The organism is Microbulbifer sp. THAF38 (assembly GCF_009363535.1).
Taxonomy (GTDB): domain Bacteria; phylum Pseudomonadota; class Gammaproteobacteria; order Pseudomonadales; family Cellvibrionaceae; genus Microbulbifer.
Window position 1 is genome coordinate 2,137,399 of record NZ_CP045369.1, and the last position, 20,322, is coordinate 2,157,720.

General features: G+C 47.5%; 13 protein-coding genes. 10 read left to right on the plus strand and 3 right to left on the minus strand.

The window, feature by feature from the left end:
* Positions 1–60 precede the first annotated feature (60 nt).
* From FIU95_RS09155 to FIU95_RS09170, 4 genes are all read left to right on the plus strand, one after another.
* Entirely contained in the window at positions 61–468 is a 408-nt protein-coding gene (locus FIU95_RS09155; RefSeq protein ID WP_152453493.1) for a hypothetical protein, read from the plus strand.
* Between the two features lie 78 nt (positions 469–546).
* Entirely contained in the window at positions 547–1,857 is a 1,311-nt protein-coding gene (locus FIU95_RS09160; RefSeq protein WP_152453494.1) for a TolC family protein, read from the plus strand.
* Positions 1,858–1,871: 14 nt separating this feature from the next.
* Positions 1,872–3,122, plus strand: a complete 1,251-nt coding sequence (locus tag FIU95_RS09165; RefSeq protein WP_152453495.1) for an efflux RND transporter periplasmic adaptor subunit — start codon at positions 1,872–1,874, stop codon at positions 3,120–3,122.
* A gap of 13 nt (positions 3,123–3,135) precedes the next feature.
* Positions 3,136–6,282 carry an efflux RND transporter permease subunit gene (locus FIU95_RS09170; RefSeq protein WP_152453496.1) on the plus strand — a complete coding sequence of 1,049 codons (3,147 nt, stop codon included), beginning with the start codon at positions 3,136–3,138 and terminating at the stop codon, positions 6,280–6,282.
* A 396-nt stretch (positions 6,283–6,678) separates the two neighbouring features.
* Here the strand turns inward: FIU95_RS09170 and FIU95_RS09175 are convergent, their stop codons facing one another.
* Together FIU95_RS09175 and FIU95_RS09180 are read right to left on the minus strand one after the other, a co-directional pair.
* The gene (locus FIU95_RS09175) at positions 6,679–7,230 is read right to left on the minus strand and encodes a hypothetical protein (protein WP_152453497.1); all 552 of its coding nucleotides are present in this window, start codon (positions 7,228–7,230) and stop codon (positions 6,679–6,681) included.
* 13 nt (positions 7,231–7,243) lie between these two features.
* On the minus strand, positions 7,244–9,928 hold the full coding sequence (locus FIU95_RS09180) for a S8 family serine peptidase (RefSeq protein ID WP_253869004.1): 2,685 nt from the start codon (positions 9,926–9,928) through the stop codon (positions 7,244–7,246).
* A gap of 1,058 nt (positions 9,929–10,986) precedes the next feature.
* Here FIU95_RS09180 and FIU95_RS09185 point away from each other — a divergent pair.
* From FIU95_RS09185 to FIU95_RS09205, 5 genes are all read left to right on the plus strand, one after another.
* Positions 10,987–11,292, plus strand: a complete 306-nt coding sequence (locus FIU95_RS09185; RefSeq protein ID WP_253869007.1) for a DUF1428 domain-containing protein — start codon at positions 10,987–10,989, stop codon at positions 11,290–11,292.
* A 582-nt stretch (positions 11,293–11,874) separates the two neighbouring features.
* On the plus strand, positions 11,875–12,822 hold the full coding sequence (locus tag FIU95_RS09190; protein WP_152450975.1) for an IS30 family transposase: 948 nt from the start codon (positions 11,875–11,877) through the stop codon (positions 12,820–12,822).
* A 12-nt stretch (positions 12,823–12,834) separates the two neighbouring features.
* The gene (locus FIU95_RS09195; protein ID WP_216646327.1) at positions 12,835–13,476 is read left to right on the plus strand and encodes a matrix metalloproteinase-11; all 642 of its coding nucleotides are present in this window, start codon (positions 12,835–12,837) and stop codon (positions 13,474–13,476) included.
* Positions 13,477–13,864: 388 nt separating this feature from the next.
* Positions 13,865–15,184, plus strand: a complete 1,320-nt coding sequence (locus FIU95_RS09200) for a hypothetical protein (RefSeq protein ID WP_152453498.1) — start codon at positions 13,865–13,867, stop codon at positions 15,182–15,184.
* A 139-nt stretch (positions 15,185–15,323) separates the two neighbouring features.
* Positions 15,324–16,097, plus strand: a complete 774-nt coding sequence (locus tag FIU95_RS09205) for a class D beta-lactamase (protein WP_172975361.1) — start codon at positions 15,324–15,326, stop codon at positions 16,095–16,097.
* Between the two features lie 138 nt (positions 16,098–16,235).
* On the opposite strand, the gene FIU95_RS09210 is transcribed toward FIU95_RS09205, so the two are convergent.
* Positions 16,236–18,125, minus strand: a complete 1,890-nt coding sequence (locus tag FIU95_RS09210; RefSeq protein ID WP_152453500.1) for a potassium transporter Kup — start codon at positions 18,123–18,125, stop codon at positions 16,236–16,238.
* A gap of 452 nt (positions 18,126–18,577) precedes the next feature.
* On the opposite strand from FIU95_RS09210, the gene FIU95_RS09215 reads away from it, so the two are divergent.
* Positions 18,578–20,218 carry an acetolactate synthase large subunit gene (locus FIU95_RS09215; protein ID WP_152453501.1) on the plus strand — a complete coding sequence of 547 codons (1,641 nt, stop codon included), beginning with the start codon at positions 18,578–18,580 and terminating at the stop codon, positions 20,216–20,218.
* The last annotated feature ends 104 nt before the right edge of the window (positions 20,219–20,322 follow it).

Here is a 20,322-nt window from a genome sequence, read left to right on the forward strand (position 1 = left end):
TGAGCTATGCTGACTTGTTTGCTAGAGTCCAAAATAAGATTTTGTGGTCCCGTTGTTCTTATGAACCTAGTCAGACTGTCTTTTTTATTGATTGCGCTGTTGGTCTTCCAGACCGCAGGTGCTTTCTATGACAGTCACGAAGAATTGCAGGATGTCACCAACCACCTTCCCCCCCACCATCTGGACCAGTCTGATAGCAACAGTGAATCTGGGTCACCCGATTCAAATATTAATTTAAATGAAGTTGCCAAAGCATCGCTCGCTACTGATGAGTCCGGTACGCAGGCACCGCTTCTGGATTTTTGCAATCACTGCTGCCATTGTCATGGCGGTACTGTTGCCGGCTTGCTTGGGCAGTCATTTCAGCCCCTTCTCCGGGGGGCTATTTCCTATCGTGAAGTGTTAAGCGCCGCTGTTCCCAGTGGTTACTTTTCTCCCCTGCTGCGCCCACCTATAACCCAAGTCTGATTGCTCAATTGTTGCGCGAGTAAAGGCAGAGCTAAGAAACCTGCTTGCGCCGGTGAGATGTGATTTTGGGAGATATCCATGGAATTTTTTCGCACGCTCTTTGTGAGCGTGATCTGTCGCCGTGCCCTGTGGCCGCTTGTGGCAACAGTTTTATGTATTCCAGTGCAGGGTTTGTCTGCACAGAGGGGGGAAATGCTGACTCTGTCGGATGCGATCGAGTTAACACTCGCGCAGAACCCACAGCTGGCGGTATTCCCATTACAGCGTATCGGCTTGAATGGTGCGGCACAGACAGCAGCACTGCGTCCGGCCGTCAATCTGGGTTTTGAATCTGAGTATGAGTACTACGGCCCTGGCGATGGCTTCTCCGCAGAAGAAGAGCTGGAGCTGACCGTTTATCTGTCATCGGTGATTGAGTTGGGCGGCAAGCGCCAGGCTCGTATAGATGCCGTAAGTGCTCAGCGTGATCTGCTGATCGCCGATGAACAGGCCAAGGCTCTGGAGCTGTTGGCCGAAGTGCTTCGCCGCTATGCGGAAGTATTGGCCGCTGAAGAGTTGCTGGTCCTTGCCAAGGAAAAGGTCGCTCTAGCAGAGGACACTCTAGAGGCTGTGACCACCAGGGTGAATGCTGCCGCGAGCTCTATTTCCGAGCGAATGCGTGCGGAATCGGCTCTGGCCGATGCCAAGCTTTCCGAGCAGGGCCAGCAGGCCATGATCGGGTACTACAAACATGCTCTGTCGGCGCTGTGGGGAGATCCCGAGCTGGACTTTAAGGTGGACTCCAGGGAACTTTACCGCTTTGGTCCCGGCGCCAGTTTTGAAGAGCTTTATGCGCGAGCTAAAGACAACCCCACAATTGCTCGATTTGCTTCTGAAGAGCGGGTTCAGGCCTCTAAGTTACGGATTGCTCAAACCAGATCCAAGCCAGATGTGGAGTGGTATTTGGGCTATCGAAAAAATAATGCCGAGCAGGAAACCGCAGTGATGGGAGGGGTGACCGTACCTCTATTTACAGGCCAGCGCAGCCGGGGCTCACTGCTCACCGCAATGAGTGAGTTGGATGAAGTTGTTCTGCGTCGCGATGTGGCGCTCTTGCAGTTATATCCACAACTCTATCTGACGGTAGTTAGCCGCGAGCAGGCGCTCAGAACTTTTTACACCCTGCAGGATTTCATCATTCCAAAACTTCGCGAGGCCTTGAAAGAGGTCGATCGTGCATATCGCCGTGGTCGGGACTCCTACGTGGAACTGATTTCAGCGCGGGAAGAGCTGCTCGCCGCCGAGCGGTCTCGAATCAAAGCGGCGCAAACCGTATTGCTGTATGGCGCAGAGATAGAACAGCTGACCGCTGGGCCCCTGGGGCCTCCCGGCACTGAAAGCAGGAAATGATTTTGGTTGGAATTATGAATAAATTAGCAAAAGCGATTCAGCGGGTTACTTTTTCGCTGTCCCTCCTTTTCATGGGGCTTTTTATCGCGATCCAGGCCTATGCCGGGGGGGACCATGGTGCACATTCCGGTGAGGAAGATTCTCATATTGAACAGGGCCCGAACGGTGGCCGTTTACTAGAAAATGGCGATTTAACGGTAGAGCTGCTGATTGATGAAAACGGCGCGCAGCCGGAATTTCGAGCCTGGATTACTCGTGATGGTAAATTACTCAACAACGCCCGACTCTCGGTGACATTGGAAAGACTCGGTGGGAATGAAGAGCAAGTTCCTTTTACCTGGGAATCCAGCACCGGGTATTACCGCGGCGAAGGCACAGTGATGGAACCCCATTCCTTCGATGTCGTAGTCTCTGTTTTGTATAACGATAAGCGTAGTGAGTGGGAATATGAGTCCCACGAGGGACGCGTACAAATCTCAGCGCAGATGGCGAAAAAAGCCGGAATTGAAACAGCGGTCGCTGGCCCCGGAATTATCAAAGAAAGTGTGACCCTCTATGGCAAAACCGCGATTGATCACCGCAGTATCAGTCATGTGCGGGCGCGCTACCCGGGAACTGTAGTCACTATTGAAAAAGCGCTGGGTGACTTAGTAGAAAAAGGGGAGAAGCTCGCAACCATTGAATCCAATGACAGCCTGCAAACCTATCCCTTGGTCGCACCGATCAATGGGCAGATCATCGATAAGCAGACCAGCCGTGGCGAATTCAGCGGTGAGCGAGTTTTGTTCACCATCGCCAACTACACCCAGTTGTGGGCTGAACTGCAGGTATTCCCAACCCGCCGCGGTCAAATCAGTCGGGGCCAAAAGGTTTCCATTGTCGCTGGGGACCGCACTTTCGATTCAACCATTACCAGTCTCGCTCCTGGGGGTAACGGCCAGCCCTTTGCGATAGCTAGAGCGGCTATTGAAAATCCCAACGATCTCTGGACTACAGATCTTATGGTGCAAGGGCAGGTGGTCACCAGTGAAAACCCTGTGCCTCTTGTGGTGGAAAACCGGGCTCTGCAACCATTTCGCGATTGGACGGTGGTATTTATCAAGGTGGGGGATACCTATGAGATCCGTCCGCTGAAACTGGGACGCAGCGATGGCAGAGTGACCGAAGTGCTGAGTGGCCTCAATGTGGGTGATCGTTATGTCACTGAGAATAGCTACCTGATCAAAGCGGATATCGAAAAATCCGGCGCTGCTCATAGCCACTAAGAGGGGCCAGAAGATGATTGAAAGCATCCTGCGCTTCTCTATTGAGCGGCGCTACTTCGTGCTGTCCCTGATCTTTGTATTGGTGGGACTGGGTGTCTGGAGTTATCAGAAACTCCCGATCGATGCAGTCCCCGATATCACCAATGTACAGGTGCAGATTAATACCGAGGCTCCCGGCTATTCGCCTTTAGAGGCTGAACAGCGGATCACCTACCCTGTCGAGGCCGCACTCGCCGGCTTACCGGATCTGGAATATACCCGCTCCCTTTCCCGCTATGGGCTTTCCCAGGTAACAGCGGTTTTTAAGGAGGGCACAGACCTTTATTTTGCCCGCAATTTAATCAATAGCCGGCTCGGGACCATTAAGAGCAATCTACCACCGGAGCTGGAACCCGAAATGGGTCCCATCGCTACCGGGCTCGGTGAGATCTTTATGTATACGGTGGAGGCTCTACCCGGTGCTAATCAGGCGAACGGGCAGCCTTACGATGCCACTGCCTTGCGGGAAATCCAGGACTGGATCATCAAGCCGCAATTGGCCCTGGTGCCAGGCGTGACGGAAGTGAATACCATCGGTGGTTTCAACAAGCAGTATCACGTAACCCCAGACCCACGCCAGATGCTCAACTTCAGCGTATCCATGGAAGATATTGCCGAAGCCCTAAGCCGCAATAACGAGAGTCGCGGTGCCGGCTATCTGGAGAATAACGGTCGCCAACTTTTGGTGCGCTCACCGGGACAGCTGCGAAATATCGCTGAAATCGAAGATGTCGTTATAACTAGTCGCGCCGGTGTGCCAGTAAAAATCTCTGACGTGGCCGAAGTGGCTATCGGCAAAGAGTTACGTACTGGTGCTGCTACTCGCGACGGTGAAGAGACTGTATTGGGTACCGCCATGATGCTGGTGGGGAAAAATTCCCGCGAAGTTGCCCGCGATGTGGCGGAGGCATTGGAGCGGGTGAAATCCACCGTGCCTGAAGGTATCAAGGTAGAGGCGGTTTACGATCGCACCACCCTGGTAGATAAAGCCATTGCTACCGTGCAGAAAAATCTTATCGAAGGTGCTCTGCTGGTGATCGCGGTATTGTTCCTTTTATTGGGGAATATTCGCGCAGCCTTTATTACCGCAGCGGTAATTCCGCTTTCCATGCTCGCTACCTTTTTCGGTATGGTGCAAACTGGTGTTTCAGCAAACCTAATGAGTCTCGGTGCCCTCGACTTCGGCCTGATTGTCGATGGGGCCGTAATAATCGTGGAGAATGCGATTCGCCGACTCGCCGAAGCACAGCATCGCAAAGGGGGCAAGCTGCCTCTGCATGAGCGTTTGGAGTTGGTATTCCAGGCGACCAACGAAGTGATTCGTCCAAGCTTGTTTGGTGTGCTGATTATTACTGTGGTGTATATCCCTTTGTTCACGCTTACCGGCGTGGAAGGCAAGATGTTCCACCCCATGGCCGCTACTGTGGTGATGGCCCTGCTGGCTGCGTTAGTGCTTTCATTGACTGTTGTTCCAGCAGCGGTAGCTGTTTTCCTCACTGGCAAAATCAGTGAGAAAGAAAATAAGGTGATTGTTGCCACCAAATCCCTATATAAACCACTGTTGATCGCGGCTATGAAGGTACGTTGGCTGGTGCTTTCCGGGGCGCTAGCACTGGTACTGTTCTGTAGCTGGCTTGCGACTACTTTGGGCTCCGAATTTATTCCGCAGCTTAACGAGGGGGATATAGCACTACACGCCTTGCGAATTCCCGGTACAGGCTTAGAACAATCGGTAGAAATGCAGCGATTGTTGGAGCAACGTATCAAGGAATTTCCACAGGTTGATAAAGTGTTCGCGAAAATTGGTACACCAGAAGTGGCGACAGATCCAATGCCACCCAATGTGGCCGATAATTTTGTGATCCTGAAACCCAGGGACCAATGGCCCGATTCGAAACTGCCCCAAGAGCAGTTGGTAGCAGAAATCGAGGAAGCCGTACGACAATTGCCGGGTAATAACTACGAGTTTACCCAGCCAATCCAGATGCGTTTTAACGAACTGATTTCTGGGGTACGTGCAGACTTGGGTATCAAGGTGTTCGGTGACGATCTGGATCAGCTGGTCGCTTTTTCCAATGAAATCTTAAGCGTATTAAATGGAATTGAAGGGGTTGCCGATGCGAGAGTAGAGCAGGTGGAGGGCCTTCCTGTGCTATCTGTTGTACCCAAGCGCATTGCGCTCGCCCGTTACGGTATCGACCTGCAAACCCTGCAGGATCTGGTCTCCACCGCCATTGGGGGGGAAGAGGCTGGATTGATTTATGAAGGTGATCGCCGCTTCCGGCTGGTGGTACGCCTGCCAGAGGGGTTGCGCAGGGACTACGAAAACCTCGGCGACCTGCCTATTCCTTTACCTGCTAACAGCCAGTTGGGCAGCTACGTTCCGCTATCAGAAGTGGCGAGTCTGGAAATGGCACCGGCCCCGAACCAGATCAGCCGGGAAAATGGCAAGCGCCGCGTGGTGGTAACAGCCAATGTGCGCGACCGTGATTTGGGGTCATTCGTTGAAGAGGCGAAGGCACGCATCGAACAACAGGTTTCCCTACCTGCAGGTTACTGGTTGGCTTATGGCGGTACCTTCGAACAGTTGGAATCCGCCAGTACTCGCCTGTCCATCGTGGTACCGCTAACGCTGTTGGTAATTCTTGGTTTACTGGTCATGGCCTTTGGTTCTTTTAAGGATGCCCTGATTATCTTTACTGGCGTCCCCTTGGCACTGACTGGGGGTGTTTTGGCCCTGTGGTTGCGGGGTATGCCCCTGTCGATTTCATCAGGGGTAGGCTTTATCGCACTTTCCGGTGTGGCGGTGTTAAACGGCCTGGTGATGCTCTCTTTTATCCGCCAACTGCGCCAGCAGGGTGGTGAGCTAATTACTTCAATTGTCGACGGTGCCATGATCCGCCTGCGCCCGGTGTTGATGACGGCATTGGTGGCCAGTCTCGGCTTTGTACCTATGGCCTTGAACGTTGGTACAGGGGCTGAAGTGCAGAGACCCCTTGCCACAGTAGTGATTGGGGGAATTATTTCTTCGACATTGTTGACGCTATTTGTATTACCGCTGCTGTATCGGATAGTGCATGGAAGAGATGAGGCTAATAGGGACACTACAATAGCCGAATAAACTGACCAGCTTACTCATACTATCTCAGGGAGTTAGGGTTAGTATGAGTAGGACTCCTATTACAAATCATATGAAAGTTGACAAATACGCCTCCACTCTATCTGGCCTAAGTATACTGGCGCTACGGTGCTTTGAATCGCAGATGATTTTTAAATAGCCATGGTTTTCAGCGCAATTTACTTCACATCTGAAATTTTGAGTATTCAACCACAGTTAGGAATTTCAAAATGACTCTAAGTAACTGGAAGTTGAAACTGCTTGTAGGGGTGTTCTTGGGAACTGCTTGGTTCACATCCTTGGTCCCAGATATTAGCGGTTGTCCATAATTGAAAAGGCATCACTTATTAGTGATGCCTTTTTTATGTGATAAAACTTACCTATATAGGTTAATTCTATCTACTGTGCTTTGTGCATGGTCTCAGTAACTTCAACCCGACTTTCAATGGTCAAGCCAGATTGTTTTATTGCATTGAAAGCTTCTAGCAAATCATTACCTTCTTTAATTTTTAAGATGGCAATGTCAGTGCCAGGAAATACCGACAATACTTTCATGCCGGTTGCTTCTGCTACTTCAGACGCAGTGACATTTTTACTTAATAAAACTGTTACGTTTCCAGTTAGAGTTGTTAGTTCTCTAGTTATTGTGTTTCGTACGATTGTGCCTTTACCGACAACATCTTTTACAGAATCGTCACCGATATTCACTATGGCTACTTCACCCTTTCTTGCAACAATATGTTCTGGTGCAGCAATCGATGATGGAACACTTTTTAGTGATCGCTCAACTTTAAAGATGCCAAACTCAGCAGAACTTGTTCTTGCAGCAGGTAAAGTTCTTGGCTGTTTGGCTCCCACATCTTTTTTGTTCATGCTATCAATAGAGCCAGCTTGCGCCATGCCTGATACACATAATGCGGCAGTCAAGATCAGTAATTTATTTAACTTCATTGTATTATCCTTCTTATTGAGCAGCACGACCGAATGTTCTTAATGATACCCCCTCTAGAACACTTTCTACGGGATTGTTTATCATGCCTGTCGGCTTCTCTTCTGTCTCTTCATTTACAAGAATAACGAGATCTTCTGTGTCACTAAATTCAAAGTTGGTGTCACCAGTATCTAGTGCCTTGATAGTCCAAGTTCCCCTAGCATTTTCACCATAAAACGCATTAGATAGGAATACGGCACCATCCAATATATAACCTTCGCTATACCCATTTGCAGAACTCCAAGAAGCCTCCAGTAATGCCTGCTTAGAGGAGAGTAAAACGCTTCTAGTACCTGAAGGAGAGACTACTTCAAGCGCCAGGTCGTTACCTGCAGAGGATAGTAGATTATCATTTACAAAAGACCCCATATCATCATTGCGGATATCAAACTCGAATTGCATAGCTTCAATAATGATATCTTCTGTTACTTCGATTTTCCTGGTTACACCAATTGCACTGTTGTCTGGAATAGTTGCCTGCAAGGCTTCTTCTCCAGCAGTTGAGCCTAGACCTTTCCATTCGGTGATAATTTGCTCGCCAAGATTTTCTGAGTAGTCTAAAGCCTTAGCAACAGCTGCGCCGGCATCAACACGGCCAAAGCCATAGAGGTTATTAAAGTTATAACCTGCCGCATTTTCAACCCAGCCGTCATGGGCAAAGAAAGAGCCATCTGGAAGTGTGAGCTTAACTTTTTCGTTTTCAGCGTCAATCAAAGTACTTGTTGAAGCCAGAATGTGTCGAACATCACGCCAAGTCAGTTCTGGGTTTGCGGATAAGATTAGAGACACAACACCTGATGCATTTGGTGCAGCGGAAGATGTCCCATTGAAAGTTGATGTATAGTTGCAGCTCACATTCTCTGGGTGGCCAGGGTAGTTGAACGGGAACTGGCTGGCAGCAAAGTCTTCGCCATAGGCACCGCCCCAAGCGCTGATTGTTCCACCATTGAAGCCGGAATAACCATTAATACAGGTCATTTGATCTGTTGTTACCATCGCTGGCGCCCAGCGACCATACTCACCCGCAGGAGCCGATACCATTGTGCTTGCGCCGGCTGTTGAATAACTAGTATGTTTACCGTTAGCGTTCACCGCTGCAACACTCAAGTAGTATGGGTGGGCCTGGCTAGGCTCGAACGCTGTACTGTAACAAGTTAAACCTAATTCATTAGCTCCATTATCAGCACATAAAGAGCCTTCACGACCGTTGCCATCTTCAAAAGAATTACCGTTAGACTTAATGTTCAAAGCACCTTTGCCGCTACGAAGCATAAGGTTAGGGTAAGATTCAATAGCTTCATCTAAAGCAGAGTAAGCAATAAAAGCTGGCCAAGTGATACCGTAGCTGCGATTAAAAGCTGAGATTTCCTCACTTGTAGAAATACCACTTCCCGGAAACCCATGAATTAACAGTTCGGTTTGCTCTATTGTATCACCGCCCAAATAATTCATGCCGATTAACCCAGTATCTGGGGATGTGCCACGGCTACCTATATTGTTCCAGCCTTTAGCAGCAATTAAGCCCGCGACACTAGTACCATGATCGCCGCTATTGGAAAGACTGGTTGGGTCTGTTCTGTCGTTTGCCGATACAGCTAAATTGAGAGAGCGATTAACTAGTACATTATCTATTAAGTCTTCATGACGAATTTCTAAACCAGAGTCTACGACAACCGCTGTTACACCTGCACCAGTTACACCCTGAGCATAAGCAGCTGCAACATTCATATCTTCGCCGGCAACAAGCTCCTCGGCTTCACCTTCTGCAAGTGCTTCGGCAGCTTCTACGGGAGTGTAAAATCCAGCATCTACCAATCCTTGAGCCATCTGCTCACTTAATGCATAAGATTTTTGCCCTGTATTGCGAAGGTGCCACTGCTGATAAGCTAGTGGGTCATTTGCAACATTTAAGAAGTCAATTGTTGCAGATGTTGAGATATCATTTGCTGTTACGGTATAAGTAATTGTGGCATCTTGTCCAGAGATTGATCTATATTCAAATTGACCGTCTTCTTCTTTAAGCTCCCCATGGCTAAAAGTATAAATGCCGTCAACTTCATTAACAGCCACACCATTCTCAGAAAAACTATAGACTAACTCATCGCCATCTTCATCGTTGCCCAGCAGCTCGACAGATATCGGTATCCACTGCTTTGCACCATCTATAGTAACAGTGTTCGCTGTTGGAGGAATATCGGCGATGATTTCAATCTTAGCAGAGGCTGAAGCGCCATTAGCTGTTACGGTATAAGTAATAGAGGCGTCTTGTCCTGAAATTGAGGTGTATTCAAACTGATTACCATTTACTGATAATTCACCATGGCTAAATGTATAAACGCCATCAACAGAACTAATAGTCTTATCTTTTTCTGAAAAGCTATAGGTTAAAGAATCACCATCAGGATCGTTGCCCAATAGTTCTCCAGATACTGAAATTCCTTGCTTTACACCACTGATTGTTACATTGCTAGCAGTTGGTGGTTGATCTGCAGGTGTAGGGGCAGGTGTAGGTGTAGGTGTAGGTGTAGGTGTAGGAGCAGAAGCAACAGGAGTAGCAGCAACAGGATCAGACGACGAGTTACTATTACTATCACAGCCCGTTAAGGCTAATAGAACAGCTGCCGAAATTGCAGAAAGTCGAAACATCTTTTTATTCATCAAATTTCCCCATTATCCCTATTTTAAGTAATTCTCGGGTATTGGCATTATATACAACCTCAAAGGTGATTATCCAACTAAACTTGGCCAGCCTATATCATCATCCTGTCTTTGATTTTTATTGTGACATTCGATTATTTTTTGATTAAATATCAACCGGTTTGATAAAAGGAAATGTTCTTCAGAATTAAAGCTAATGGCCTTACGTGTGTTGCTAGAGAGTCTACGCTGGACTCTAAAGCTGGATAGGTAGAAGCGATAAGAGTTTAAATGAGTCACTGTTATTCGAAATTAGCTGAACACTAAAATCTGAGAGGGAATATCAATCTGGCTAAAGGGTAGGAAAAAATTCCAAAAATACGCTCGTTATCTTGATTTTGGACTCGTCGAATGTAATAAGGGGATCAAACTACCGAAAGGATAGCCATGCCACTCTGCAGATCTATGACGTATTCAGTTTGTACCTGTCAGTAGTTTGAGTTGGACCCGCCGGAAGTAGACAAAAAATTTGAAGAAATATAAATACAAGTGCTTACTAAGGCAACGTAAAAATCAATATTAACCTAGTCAAGTTCTTTGCTCTTCTCAAAATTGAGGTCTTCTCCAACAAGTACTTGGTGAGGGGGAGTGTGAAGGAGGGTCTTTCCATCAGGCATCTGAACGTGAAATCCACAAGATGCTTTCAAAATATGTTTGATTATCAATTGGCTTTGGGATTTCTTTCTCTCGTTTAAGATCGGGAAGGCAAGGTTTGATCAGTTTTCATTGATTGTTGTTTAACGCAGGTTTGAATCGAATCACAAATGCTGGCCTTTTTCTAAGTAATTTAGTGAGAAAAGCCGTTTTCAATTTATGAAATAGTCTCTAGGAAAGTCGTAGATTTATTGAAGGTATTGGCATTGATTCTTTTAATTTCGTGTGTGGAAAAGCCGGTGAGGTTTGGATGGTGAGGGAAGAATGAAGGGTATTGTCTTTGAGGTTGTACTATATATGTAGGCCGAGTTTTTGATGTTTCTGGTAGATCTCCTATCCAAGATAAATTTCAAGAGGGTTATCAAATGTCATATGTAGATGGTTGCGTGGCGGCAGTGCCTACTGCAAAGAAAGATGCTTATATAGGGTATGCAAAGACTGCTGCAGAACTATTTAAAGAGCAGGGTGCCTTGAAGGTTGTGGAAAGCTGGGGGGATGATATTCCTGATGGTGAAGTCACCTCCTTCCCTATGGCTATAAAATGTACAGAAAATGAAACTGTTGTATTCTCCTGGGCTATTTGGCCTTCAAAAGAGATTCGTGATGCTGGCTGGCAAGCTCTTGTGGATACATCCAAGAATGCTACCAGAGGAAAACCCAATGCCGTTTGATGGCAAGCGGCTTATCTATGGTGGCTTTAGTGTCATCCTTGACGTTTAGATATATAAAAAGAAGAGCTATAGATGCACTGCTATAAGAGATTCAGCGCTATAAGTGAAACAAATGAATATATTTACTGGCTCATGCGTTTGTATTGCCGATCTTTAATTGTGTCAACTGCTTTTGATTAAATAATGAGAATAGTGTCATGGCATAGATAATGAGGTCTTAATCTTGTCACGAAAGGATTCTGCTGCAAGAGACCATGTATATCCCCTCGATTTATCCAACATGAATTATCTTCTAGTTATGGTTCTTTTATACATGTTGGTGGATAACAGTGTCAGCAGAAAATGGTAGCTATATAAAGGAAACGCTTCACCTGGAGCTTAAGTCAAAAAAAGAATGTGATTCTTGCGCTGAGCCCTTAGTTCATAAGTATGGTGACAATAAGATCTGCGTCACTGATAAAGTTGGATATTCTGCTGTAGAGAATACCTAGATTCTCACAATAACCGACACACTTGGCGATAGCGAAGGAGGCCAGCTGGTTGTAGGCTAGTAAGCTTCCACACAAACAAGCCAGGAACCTCATGGGAACCCGTACCAACCAGCTGACCTTGAAAGAACGATACCAGATTGAGGTCCTTAATGGGCAGAACTATTCAGCCCGAGCCATTGGACTACGCCTCAATAGATCCAATAAGACCATCTCTCGTGAGCTTGGTCGTTACAGCCCTTACTGTGCCGAGAGTGCCCACCGTCAGGCACTGCAACGACGGCACGGAGCTATTAAACATACCAAGCTCGACTTTGCCATGCAGGTACAAATCGACCACCAGCTGAAAAATGCAAGTCCTGAACAAATCGCTGGGCGAATGCAGCTTGAGAGGTGTGCGAAAACGGTTAGTTGTTCAACAATTTACCGCTGGGTCAGTCGACTTAACTGGAGGTCACGTCTGCCAAGGAAAGCCAAACCTTATCAGAAACGGGCAGGTTCCGAGGCAGGCGTAAAGCTTATTCCAGAGCGCATAGATATTGATCAAAGACCTGCGATTGTCGATGAAAACACTGAGATCGGTCACTGGGAAGGCGATACAGTTTATGGTCAAGATGGCTATCTGGTGACACTGGTTGAACGAGTTTCCAAATTATTGCTCACTCGCAGAGTCCCAAATAAGAGCAAGAAAACAGTGAGCCGGGCGATCAAGCAGATGTTGAAGCCATATCAGGCCATCTGTAAAACCATCACCTTCGATAATGGAGGAGAATTTGCAGGTCATCAATCGATTGCGCAGAAGCTAGGATGCAGAATATATTTTGCGAAACCTTACCACTCTTGGGAACGCGGGCTGAACGAAAACACTAATGGCCTTTTGAGGCGCTTCTTCCCAAAAGGAGTGGAAATTGGCAAGATACCAAAAAGCCGTATTGATGACGCAGTGTTTCGAATCAATACTCGACCTAGGAAAGTACTAAATTACTTGAGCCCGCTGGAATTTTTGGCGGGTAAACGTGTGTCACTTATGTTGGCAATCTAGGATAGATCCCCATTGGATTTGGTGTTACACAGTGGGGAGGGATACATTCCCCTTTGGAAAGCGGGTGTAACTCTAAGGTGGAAGTTTGATGAAGAATCTTTGCGGTATTTTAAAAACCCAGATGAAGTAAAAGACTATATTCGAGTTCTACTTGGAGAGGCCCTGTTAAAGTGGGGCGATGCTTCTCCGGTGAAATTTAACGAGAACCCAAATGTTTGGGACTTTAAAATCAGAGTGGAGCCTGTAGAAAATTGTAGTGTGGCAGGTTGTACATTAGCGCGCGCCTTTTTTCCTAATCCGGGGCGTAATGAACTGGTGCTCTTTCCCACCATGTTTGAACAAAGCTTGAAAGAGCAGGTTGATACTATGATTCACGAACTGGGCCATATATTTGGGCTAAGGCATTTCTTTGCTGATTTGAAAGAGGAAGCTTGGCCCAGTGTGATCTATGGTGTGCATAAGCCGTTCTCCATCATGAACTATGGTGAAAATAGTGAACTCACCGAAGCTGATAAGAATGATTTAAAAGCTCTTTATGATTCAGCCTGGTCTAAACAGCTTACTGAAATTGATGGGACACAAATTAGATTTGTTAAACCCTATCATGAGGCTATTGAACAGATACCCGTTTCTCTTGAAGTTTCAATTGGGTGATTTCTACAATGCTCTAAAGTTGGTGGATTAGTGAGCCCAACTGTTACGGCAAAGGATCTGTCTTTTATAGCCATGTCCTTTTGATCCAAGAACGCTTGGTTTTGTGTGTGGATTGATTCAGCTCATTATTTTCAATCGTATAAGCTGAGATCTATGCTTCGATAATGAGTATTTTAGGTTATGCATGGTAAGGCTTCTTCGCTGTCGAAGGTTAAACGAAAAGTATTAAAATTTTTAATTGGCATATTGCCTTTGAACACGTTCCATGATCCTATTTATTTCTACTAAGAGACTTCGCTGTGAAAAGCGATAGCCATTCTGTAAAGCTCTTAGTGATTGGTTTTTCAAGCTAGTATCCAAAATAAATTTCAATAAAAAGGAAGCTGTTTTGAATAAAATAGTATTTGTGGTATTGCTGATTGTATTTAGCGTAAAGGTCCTTGCATCAGATCCCAACGTAGATCAGGCCAGGAGTTCATTGCAGGTGATTAAGGCGCTGACTCCATGGCCTTGGGAAGAGCCTGTTACTCCAATTCTGGATGATTACCTGGCTGCTGAGTTTGACCAATATCAGGGGCGCGCGAAGTCGCTTTATATGGTCGATGAGCTAAAAATGCATAAGTGGGGGCAGTCAATTACTGAATTTACGGTGCTCGCGGAGCTTTTGTATACCTTTCAGTCAGAGGACTACCAAGAGGAAAATAGGTTGGCTTTTGAATCTGCTCTCGCAGATTTGGATCTGTTTAGACAGGAGCTTAATGACTTACTGTATCCCTATGTGCCCGGTTATAACCTTAAACAACACAATCTAGTTAGGCACTTTGATGGGGAGGGTATTGTTATTGGGGTGTTTGATTTGTTTGATCCTGTCCGTTTGCAGGAGCAACGTGAGCAGAATCCTAATATCGAAGCTGAAGTTCAGTTTGGTGATCCGATCACTTTCCTGCATGGCAATACCGTCATTGATATTATCCTCGATATTGCACCTAAGGCCACCATTGTGCCCATAAGCACCGAGAGCAAGACGTACAATGAAGCCATGGCCTATATGCGCAGTCGCGATGATATCAGTGTGATTAATATGAGCCGGGCCTTTCATATCACCAATGATCAGTTAGACCCAGAGTTTTCAGGTCATCTCTCACATATCTTACAGTCCAAAATTTTCACCAAATCGATTGGGAACACGGGAACGGATTTAAACGGTGAGAATACCGATGTACGTAAACGCCTCGGTCTTCCCCCTTTGGGAAGTTTCTTTACTTATGATTTGGATCTGATTAAAGCTTTCTTGCTGCAAAACCAAGGCATGCCGGGAAGTCAAAACCTGATGTTTGCGATCAATTTGCAGCCATTTTCCGATGAGGTGTCTCTCACCGCTACAGTTCCTGGCTATAACGAGTTGGCGATTAACCGAAGCTTTGCCATCTCAGGTGATGCAGTCTACTCGGCTTCTAGTCAAAACTTTGAATCTGGTAGCTCTTTTGCAGCTCCACAATTGGCAGCTGTTAGTGCGCTGCTATTGGATGCGGCAGACCACTATGGTTACTCAAGGGGTGAGGCTGTGCCAATGGTTGTACAGGCTCTTCAGGGCACAGCAAGGCACTCTCACTTGGGTGCTAATAATACTGGGCTGGGTTTTGTCGATGCTCATAAAGCTCTTGTAGAGCTGATACGGTCTAGAAGGGGACCCAAGTATATCCACTAGCGGATTAATATGACGGCATAATCGTGTACTAAACCGTGCGTGCTTTTGAAATGAAGACGGGTGAGAATGCGGCAGGATCGTTTATGATTGCTACCCTGAGCAGAGGGTCTTTTCAATCTACATCTTTGGGAAGTTTAACTTGAAAGTAATCGTGTTCTTCGCTCTTTTTGTGAGCAGTCTTGCCTGGTCTTCACAAGATATTAAATGTGGCAAATCATGCACATTTGTTCTTAAGAATCATAAAGAGGCCTCCTACTCAGTTGTCAATGAAAGTAGGGCAGATGTCAGGCTTACCCCTTTCTCAACATTCAAGGTGCCGAATACCCTGATTGCTCTGGATGCTGGAGTGGTTCGTAGTCTTGTTCAAGAATTAACCTATGACCACTTGAAGTATCCAGCGCAAAGATGGTGGCCCAGTATTTGGTATGACAAGCCACTCCCCATCCGGGCGGCATTCCAGAATTCCGCAGTGCCTATTTACCGTCAGTTAGCCATTCAAGTTGGCGAGGAGCGGATGAGTCAATATTTGACCAAATTCAATTACGGGAATAAAGATATTTCCTCGGGTTTGGATAAATTTTGGCTAAATGGCAGCTTAAAGATATCGGCCAAAGAACAGGTCGACTTCCTGCAAAAGTTGTTTTCCGGTTCATTGCCCGTTTCTGAGGAGACATTGTCTCTATTTAAAGCAGTGATGCTGGTAGAGGAAACGGATTCTTACAAACTCTATGCGAAGACCGGGGGCGGACAAATTTCCGATAATTTCGCTTTAGGCTGGTATGTTGGGGTAGTAGAAACTGAAAACAATATGTATTTCTTTGCCGCGAATATAGATGGTAAGAGCTTTGCAGAAATACAGACGAAGCGCATTAGATTTGCCCGACAGCATTTGTCCAGGCTTGGGGCCATTTAGTTTTCTTATGGTTTTTTTTAGTTTTCTTAGTTCCAGAGTAGATAATTGGCCCAGCCACAGTAAATGTCAGAATTTGAAGGCTGAAACAGAGCAAGGTGAGAAGTGGCGCTGATCGGTGCCACCTTTTAACCGCTGAAATTATATTCTAATTTTTTCGCCCATGATAATCACTCGACTTGCAGGAATCCGGTAATACTCCACGGCACTACTAGCATTGCGAAACATGGCAGCAAAGAGTCGCTCCCGCCAGAGAAACATGTGACTGTCTTCTTGTTTGGTGGGGATGATGGTCTGCCGGGTTAAAAAATATGAGGCCTTATTCGGCTCGATATCCAACTCTCTTTTTGAACGTATCCTTTTGAGAACCTTCCAGATATCCGGTTGCTCTATATAGCCATAACGTAGGAGCAAGTAAAAACTGTTTTCTCCAACTTCGCTGAGAATGTACCGGTTACCGGGCATCACCCGTGGGGTGTTTACAAAAGATACGGTAATAAACAGTAACTTTTCGTGCAAAACTTTATTGTGCTTCAGGTTATAGATCAGGGCGTGAGGGGCATATAGCTGTCTGGAGATAAGAAACACTGCAGTTCCAGGCACCCTTATCGGTTTTTTCTTCAATAGAGCCGCCAAATAGGGTTCCAGTTTAAACTCCTGCCGCTGAAGATGTTGCGCCAATACTTCCTTGCCATCCCTCCAGGTGAACATGGAAATACACGCTATTGCGCCCAGGCCCAGCGGGAACCAGCCCCCATGGCTGATTTTCAGCAGGCTGGAAGAGAAGAATGACAGATCGATACAGATAAAGAAGGTTGCAACGGAGATGCACAACAGTAGGTGATATTTCATTTGGATGCGGTAAACGACTGCGGCTAGACAGGTACTTATAAACATGGCACCACTTACAGAAACGCCGTAGGCGCTGGCCAGGTTGGTCGAGGAGCCGAAACCCACTACTGCGCCAATAACTAACAGCATAAGCAGCCTGTTGACTCCCGGCATAAAAATTTGCCCTTCCAAGTGCGCAGAGGTATGCCTGAGGGCAAGGCGGGGCAGGAAGCCCAGTTGCATGGCCTGTTTGGCCATAGAAAAACTACCGGTAATACAGGCCTGAGAGGCTATGACTGTAGCGGCGGTGGCGAGCACAATCACCGGGTAAAGCCCCCAGCTGGGAAACATGCGGTAGAAGGGATTGTCCACCGCATTCGGATCACTCATTAACAACGCCCCTTGCCCCATATAGTTCAGAAATAGAGCAGGAAATACCAATCCGAGCCAGGCCATCCTGATAGGAGAGCGACCGAAATGTCCCATATCGGTATAAAGCGCTTCGGCCCCGGTAAAAACCAGCAGAACGGCACCGAGTACCACAAAAGAGCTAAATCCGTGGGTGGTTAGGAATTTCAAGGCGTGCGCCGGGTTTATGGCCTGAAGAACCTGGGGGTTGCTGATAATGCTGGAAATTCCAGCCACCAGCAGGGTGAGGAACCACAGGGCGGTAACTGGCCCGAATAGGGCACCAACAGTTGATGTGCCGTAACGTTGTACAAAAAAGAGACTGATTAATACGCCTATGGCAATTGGTACAACCAGGATTTTGTGTGTCTGGTTGCCCACCTCAAGCCCTTCAATGGCTGAAAGTACAGAGATTGCCGGGGTTAGCACGGCATCACCAAAGAACAGGGCAGCACCGCAGATGCCGGCGGTGACCACAAACCACTGCAGATACTTGCGTCCTTTTGAGGCCTCCATTGCCAGCGTCATCAGAGCCATGATGCCGCCTTCACCGCGATTATCCAAACGCATTACCAAGGTGACATATTTGATGGTCACTATCACGATCAGAGCCCAGAAGATTGCAGATATCCCGCCCAGGATATTGGCTTCGGTCAATGGGATACCGTATCGCGAGTGAAAGATCAGCTTAACCGCGTAAAGAGGGCTGGTACCAATATCCCCAAAAACCACCCCAAGCGCGGCGAGCGATAGAAACCACTTTCCCTTGCTGCCCCTCTCTTTGCTCTTCATAAAGGCGCTATTTGCGAAGTCCGGGAAACCTAACTTTTGTGCGGTGGTTGCGGGTCAGCGGCAAACTGAAGCGGGCTCCCATCAAGGTGGAAAGAGTCGCAGGTGGCAACATGAAGTCATTGAGTCGACTCGTGAAATCCATGGGGAGTGCCTTTCTAGATGGTGTTCACCACTCAAAGATATTAGCAAGCAGTGCGTATGGGGGAATTCTGTCTTTCAGAGTAATTCCTGAGGGTGGAGTGTTGGGAAAAGTGGAGTTTTAGGGCACGGAAGACGTCATCCTGTGCTAAAACTCAGAGGGGTTTTACATCTGTATGTTCAAAATCATGTCACTGCCGGTAAGAGTGGCGAAAGGTGGGGGTAGGTTCGGGCCTCTGGGAGGGTAAAGAGAGGCACAGGACATTCCATATTTGCCTAACTCTTGAGAGCTTACAACGACGAGAGACGCTCCTATGAAAGCATCCGATTTATTTGTGCGCGCCCTGGAAGCCGAGGGGGTTGAATATGTTTTTGGTATTCCCGGCGAGGAAAACCTCGACATGTTGGAGTCTCTGCGGGGCTCCAAAATACAATTGATCCTTACTCGCCACGAGCAAGCCGCAGGTTTTATGGCCGCCACTTATGGCCGCCTCACCGGCAAGTCCGGTGTCTGCTTGTCGACTTTGGGGCCAGGCGCCACCAATCTCGTCACCGCAGCGGCTTATGCCCAGCTGGGTGGGATGCCCATGGTATTAATCACCGGCCAAAAGCCCATCAAGAGTTCGAAGCAAGGGCAATTCCAGATTATTGATATCGTGGACATGATGCGCCCCCTCACCAAGTTCACCAAAACCCTCGTCGGTGGGGATTATGTGCCGGCACATGTGCGTGAAGCCTTTCGACGCTCCGAGGAAGAGCGACCCGGTGCCGCACACCTGGAGTTTCCTGAGGATATTGCCCGTGAGCACTCTTCTATGCCAGTGCTCGAAATCAGTTATTCCCGCCGCCCCATTGCCGAAGAGAAAGCCATTCGCAAAGCGGCTGAGGCTATTACCGCCTCACGCAAGCCCTTATTACTGATAGGCGCTGGCGCAAATAGAAAGCTGACCTCGAAGATGCTGAGGAAGTTCGTCGAGAAGTTGGGGATTCCCGCGATCACCACGCAGATGGGCAAAGGGGTAATCGATGAGTCTGGGCCACACTTTATCGGTAACACGGCCTTATCCGATGAGGACTTTATTCATCGCGCAATCGGGCAGGCGGACCTGATTATCAATGTGGGTCACGATGTGGTGGAGAAACCGCCGTTTTTTATGCGCCCTGGCGGGCCCGAAGTTGTACACATCAACTTTAATGCGGCCCAAGTGGACCCAGTTTATTTTCCGCAGATAGAAGTGATTGGGGATATTGCAAATAGCCTATGGCAGCTGCAGGAGAGCCTTGAGCCCCAGGAGCATTGGAGTTTTAGCGATGCCCATCGCATACGTTCGGCGCTGCTGAAGCAAATAGAGGCGGGGGCGAGTGTGGATACCTTCCCTATACGGCCTCAGCGTTTAGTGAAGGATGTTCGTGAGGTGATGCCAGAGAAGGGCGTGATTGCCCTGGATAATGGCATGTTCAAGATCTGGTTTGCCCGCAATTATCCAGCCTACTACCCGAACACCGTACTTTTAGATAACGCCCTGGCCACGATGGGGGCCGGTCTACCATCGGCTATGGCAGCCAAGCTGGTCTGCCCCGATCGCAGGGTGTTGGCGATCTGTGGAGACGGTGGTTTTATGATGAATTCACAGGAAATAGAAACCGCTGTACGCCTGAAGTTGGACCTGATTGTGTTGATTCTTCGTGATGATGCCTATGGCATGATCAAGTGGAAGCAATCCATGATGGAGCTTAAAAACTTCGGGCTCGATTTTGGCAACCCTGATTTTGTCGCCTATGCGAAATCTTATGGTGCTGAGGGTCATCGCATAGAGGCAACAGATGAATTGAAGCCGATGATTGAGAAGTGCTGTAAGGAGGGAGGGGTGCACTTGATTGATGTCCCCATGGATTACAGCCATAACGATCGGATTTTGAATCATGAAATTAAGGATTTGGCGAGCAAGCTATAGGCTGAGGCCTTAGATTGAGGTCTAAAGAAATAGCAATATCGCTGTAGCTTTCGTCGCGATTCATGAGCCGGCTGCCTCAAGCTGTAGCGATATTGCAATAACAT

Bases quoted from the DNA above. Each gene is read 5' to 3' on its own strand.
- FIU95_RS09155 (WP_152453493.1), top strand. From the start codon at position 61: ATGAACCTAGTCAGACTGTCTTTTTTATTGATTGCGCTGTTGGTCTTC.
- FIU95_RS09160 (WP_152453494.1), top strand. From the start codon at position 547: ATGGAATTTTTTCGCACGCTCTTTGTGAGCGTGATCTGTCGCCGTGCC.
- FIU95_RS09165 (WP_152453495.1), top strand. From the start codon at position 1,872: ATGAATAAATTAGCAAAAGCGATTCAGCGGGTTACTTTTTCGCTGTCC.
- FIU95_RS09170 (WP_152453496.1), top strand. From the start codon at position 3,136: ATGATTGAAAGCATCCTGCGCTTCTCTATTGAGCGGCGCTACTTCGTG.
- FIU95_RS09175 (WP_152453497.1), bottom strand. From the start codon at position 7,230: ATGAAGTTAAATAAATTACTGATCTTGACTGCCGCATTATGTGTATCA.
- FIU95_RS09180 (WP_253869004.1), bottom strand. From the start codon at position 9,928: ATGAATAAAAAGATGTTTCGACTTTCTGCAATTTCGGCAGCTGTTCTA.
- FIU95_RS09185 (WP_253869007.1), top strand. From the start codon at position 10,987: ATGTCATATGTAGATGGTTGCGTGGCGGCAGTGCCTACTGCAAAGAAA.
- FIU95_RS09190 (WP_152450975.1), top strand. From the start codon at position 11,875: ATGGGAACCCGTACCAACCAGCTGACCTTGAAAGAACGATACCAGATT.
- FIU95_RS09210 (WP_152453500.1), bottom strand. From the start codon at position 18,125: ATGAAGAGCAAAGAGAGGGGCAGCAAGGGAAAGTGGTTTCTATCGCTC.
- FIU95_RS09215 (WP_152453501.1), top strand. From the start codon at position 18,578: ATGAAAGCATCCGATTTATTTGTGCGCGCCCTGGAAGCCGAGGGGGTT.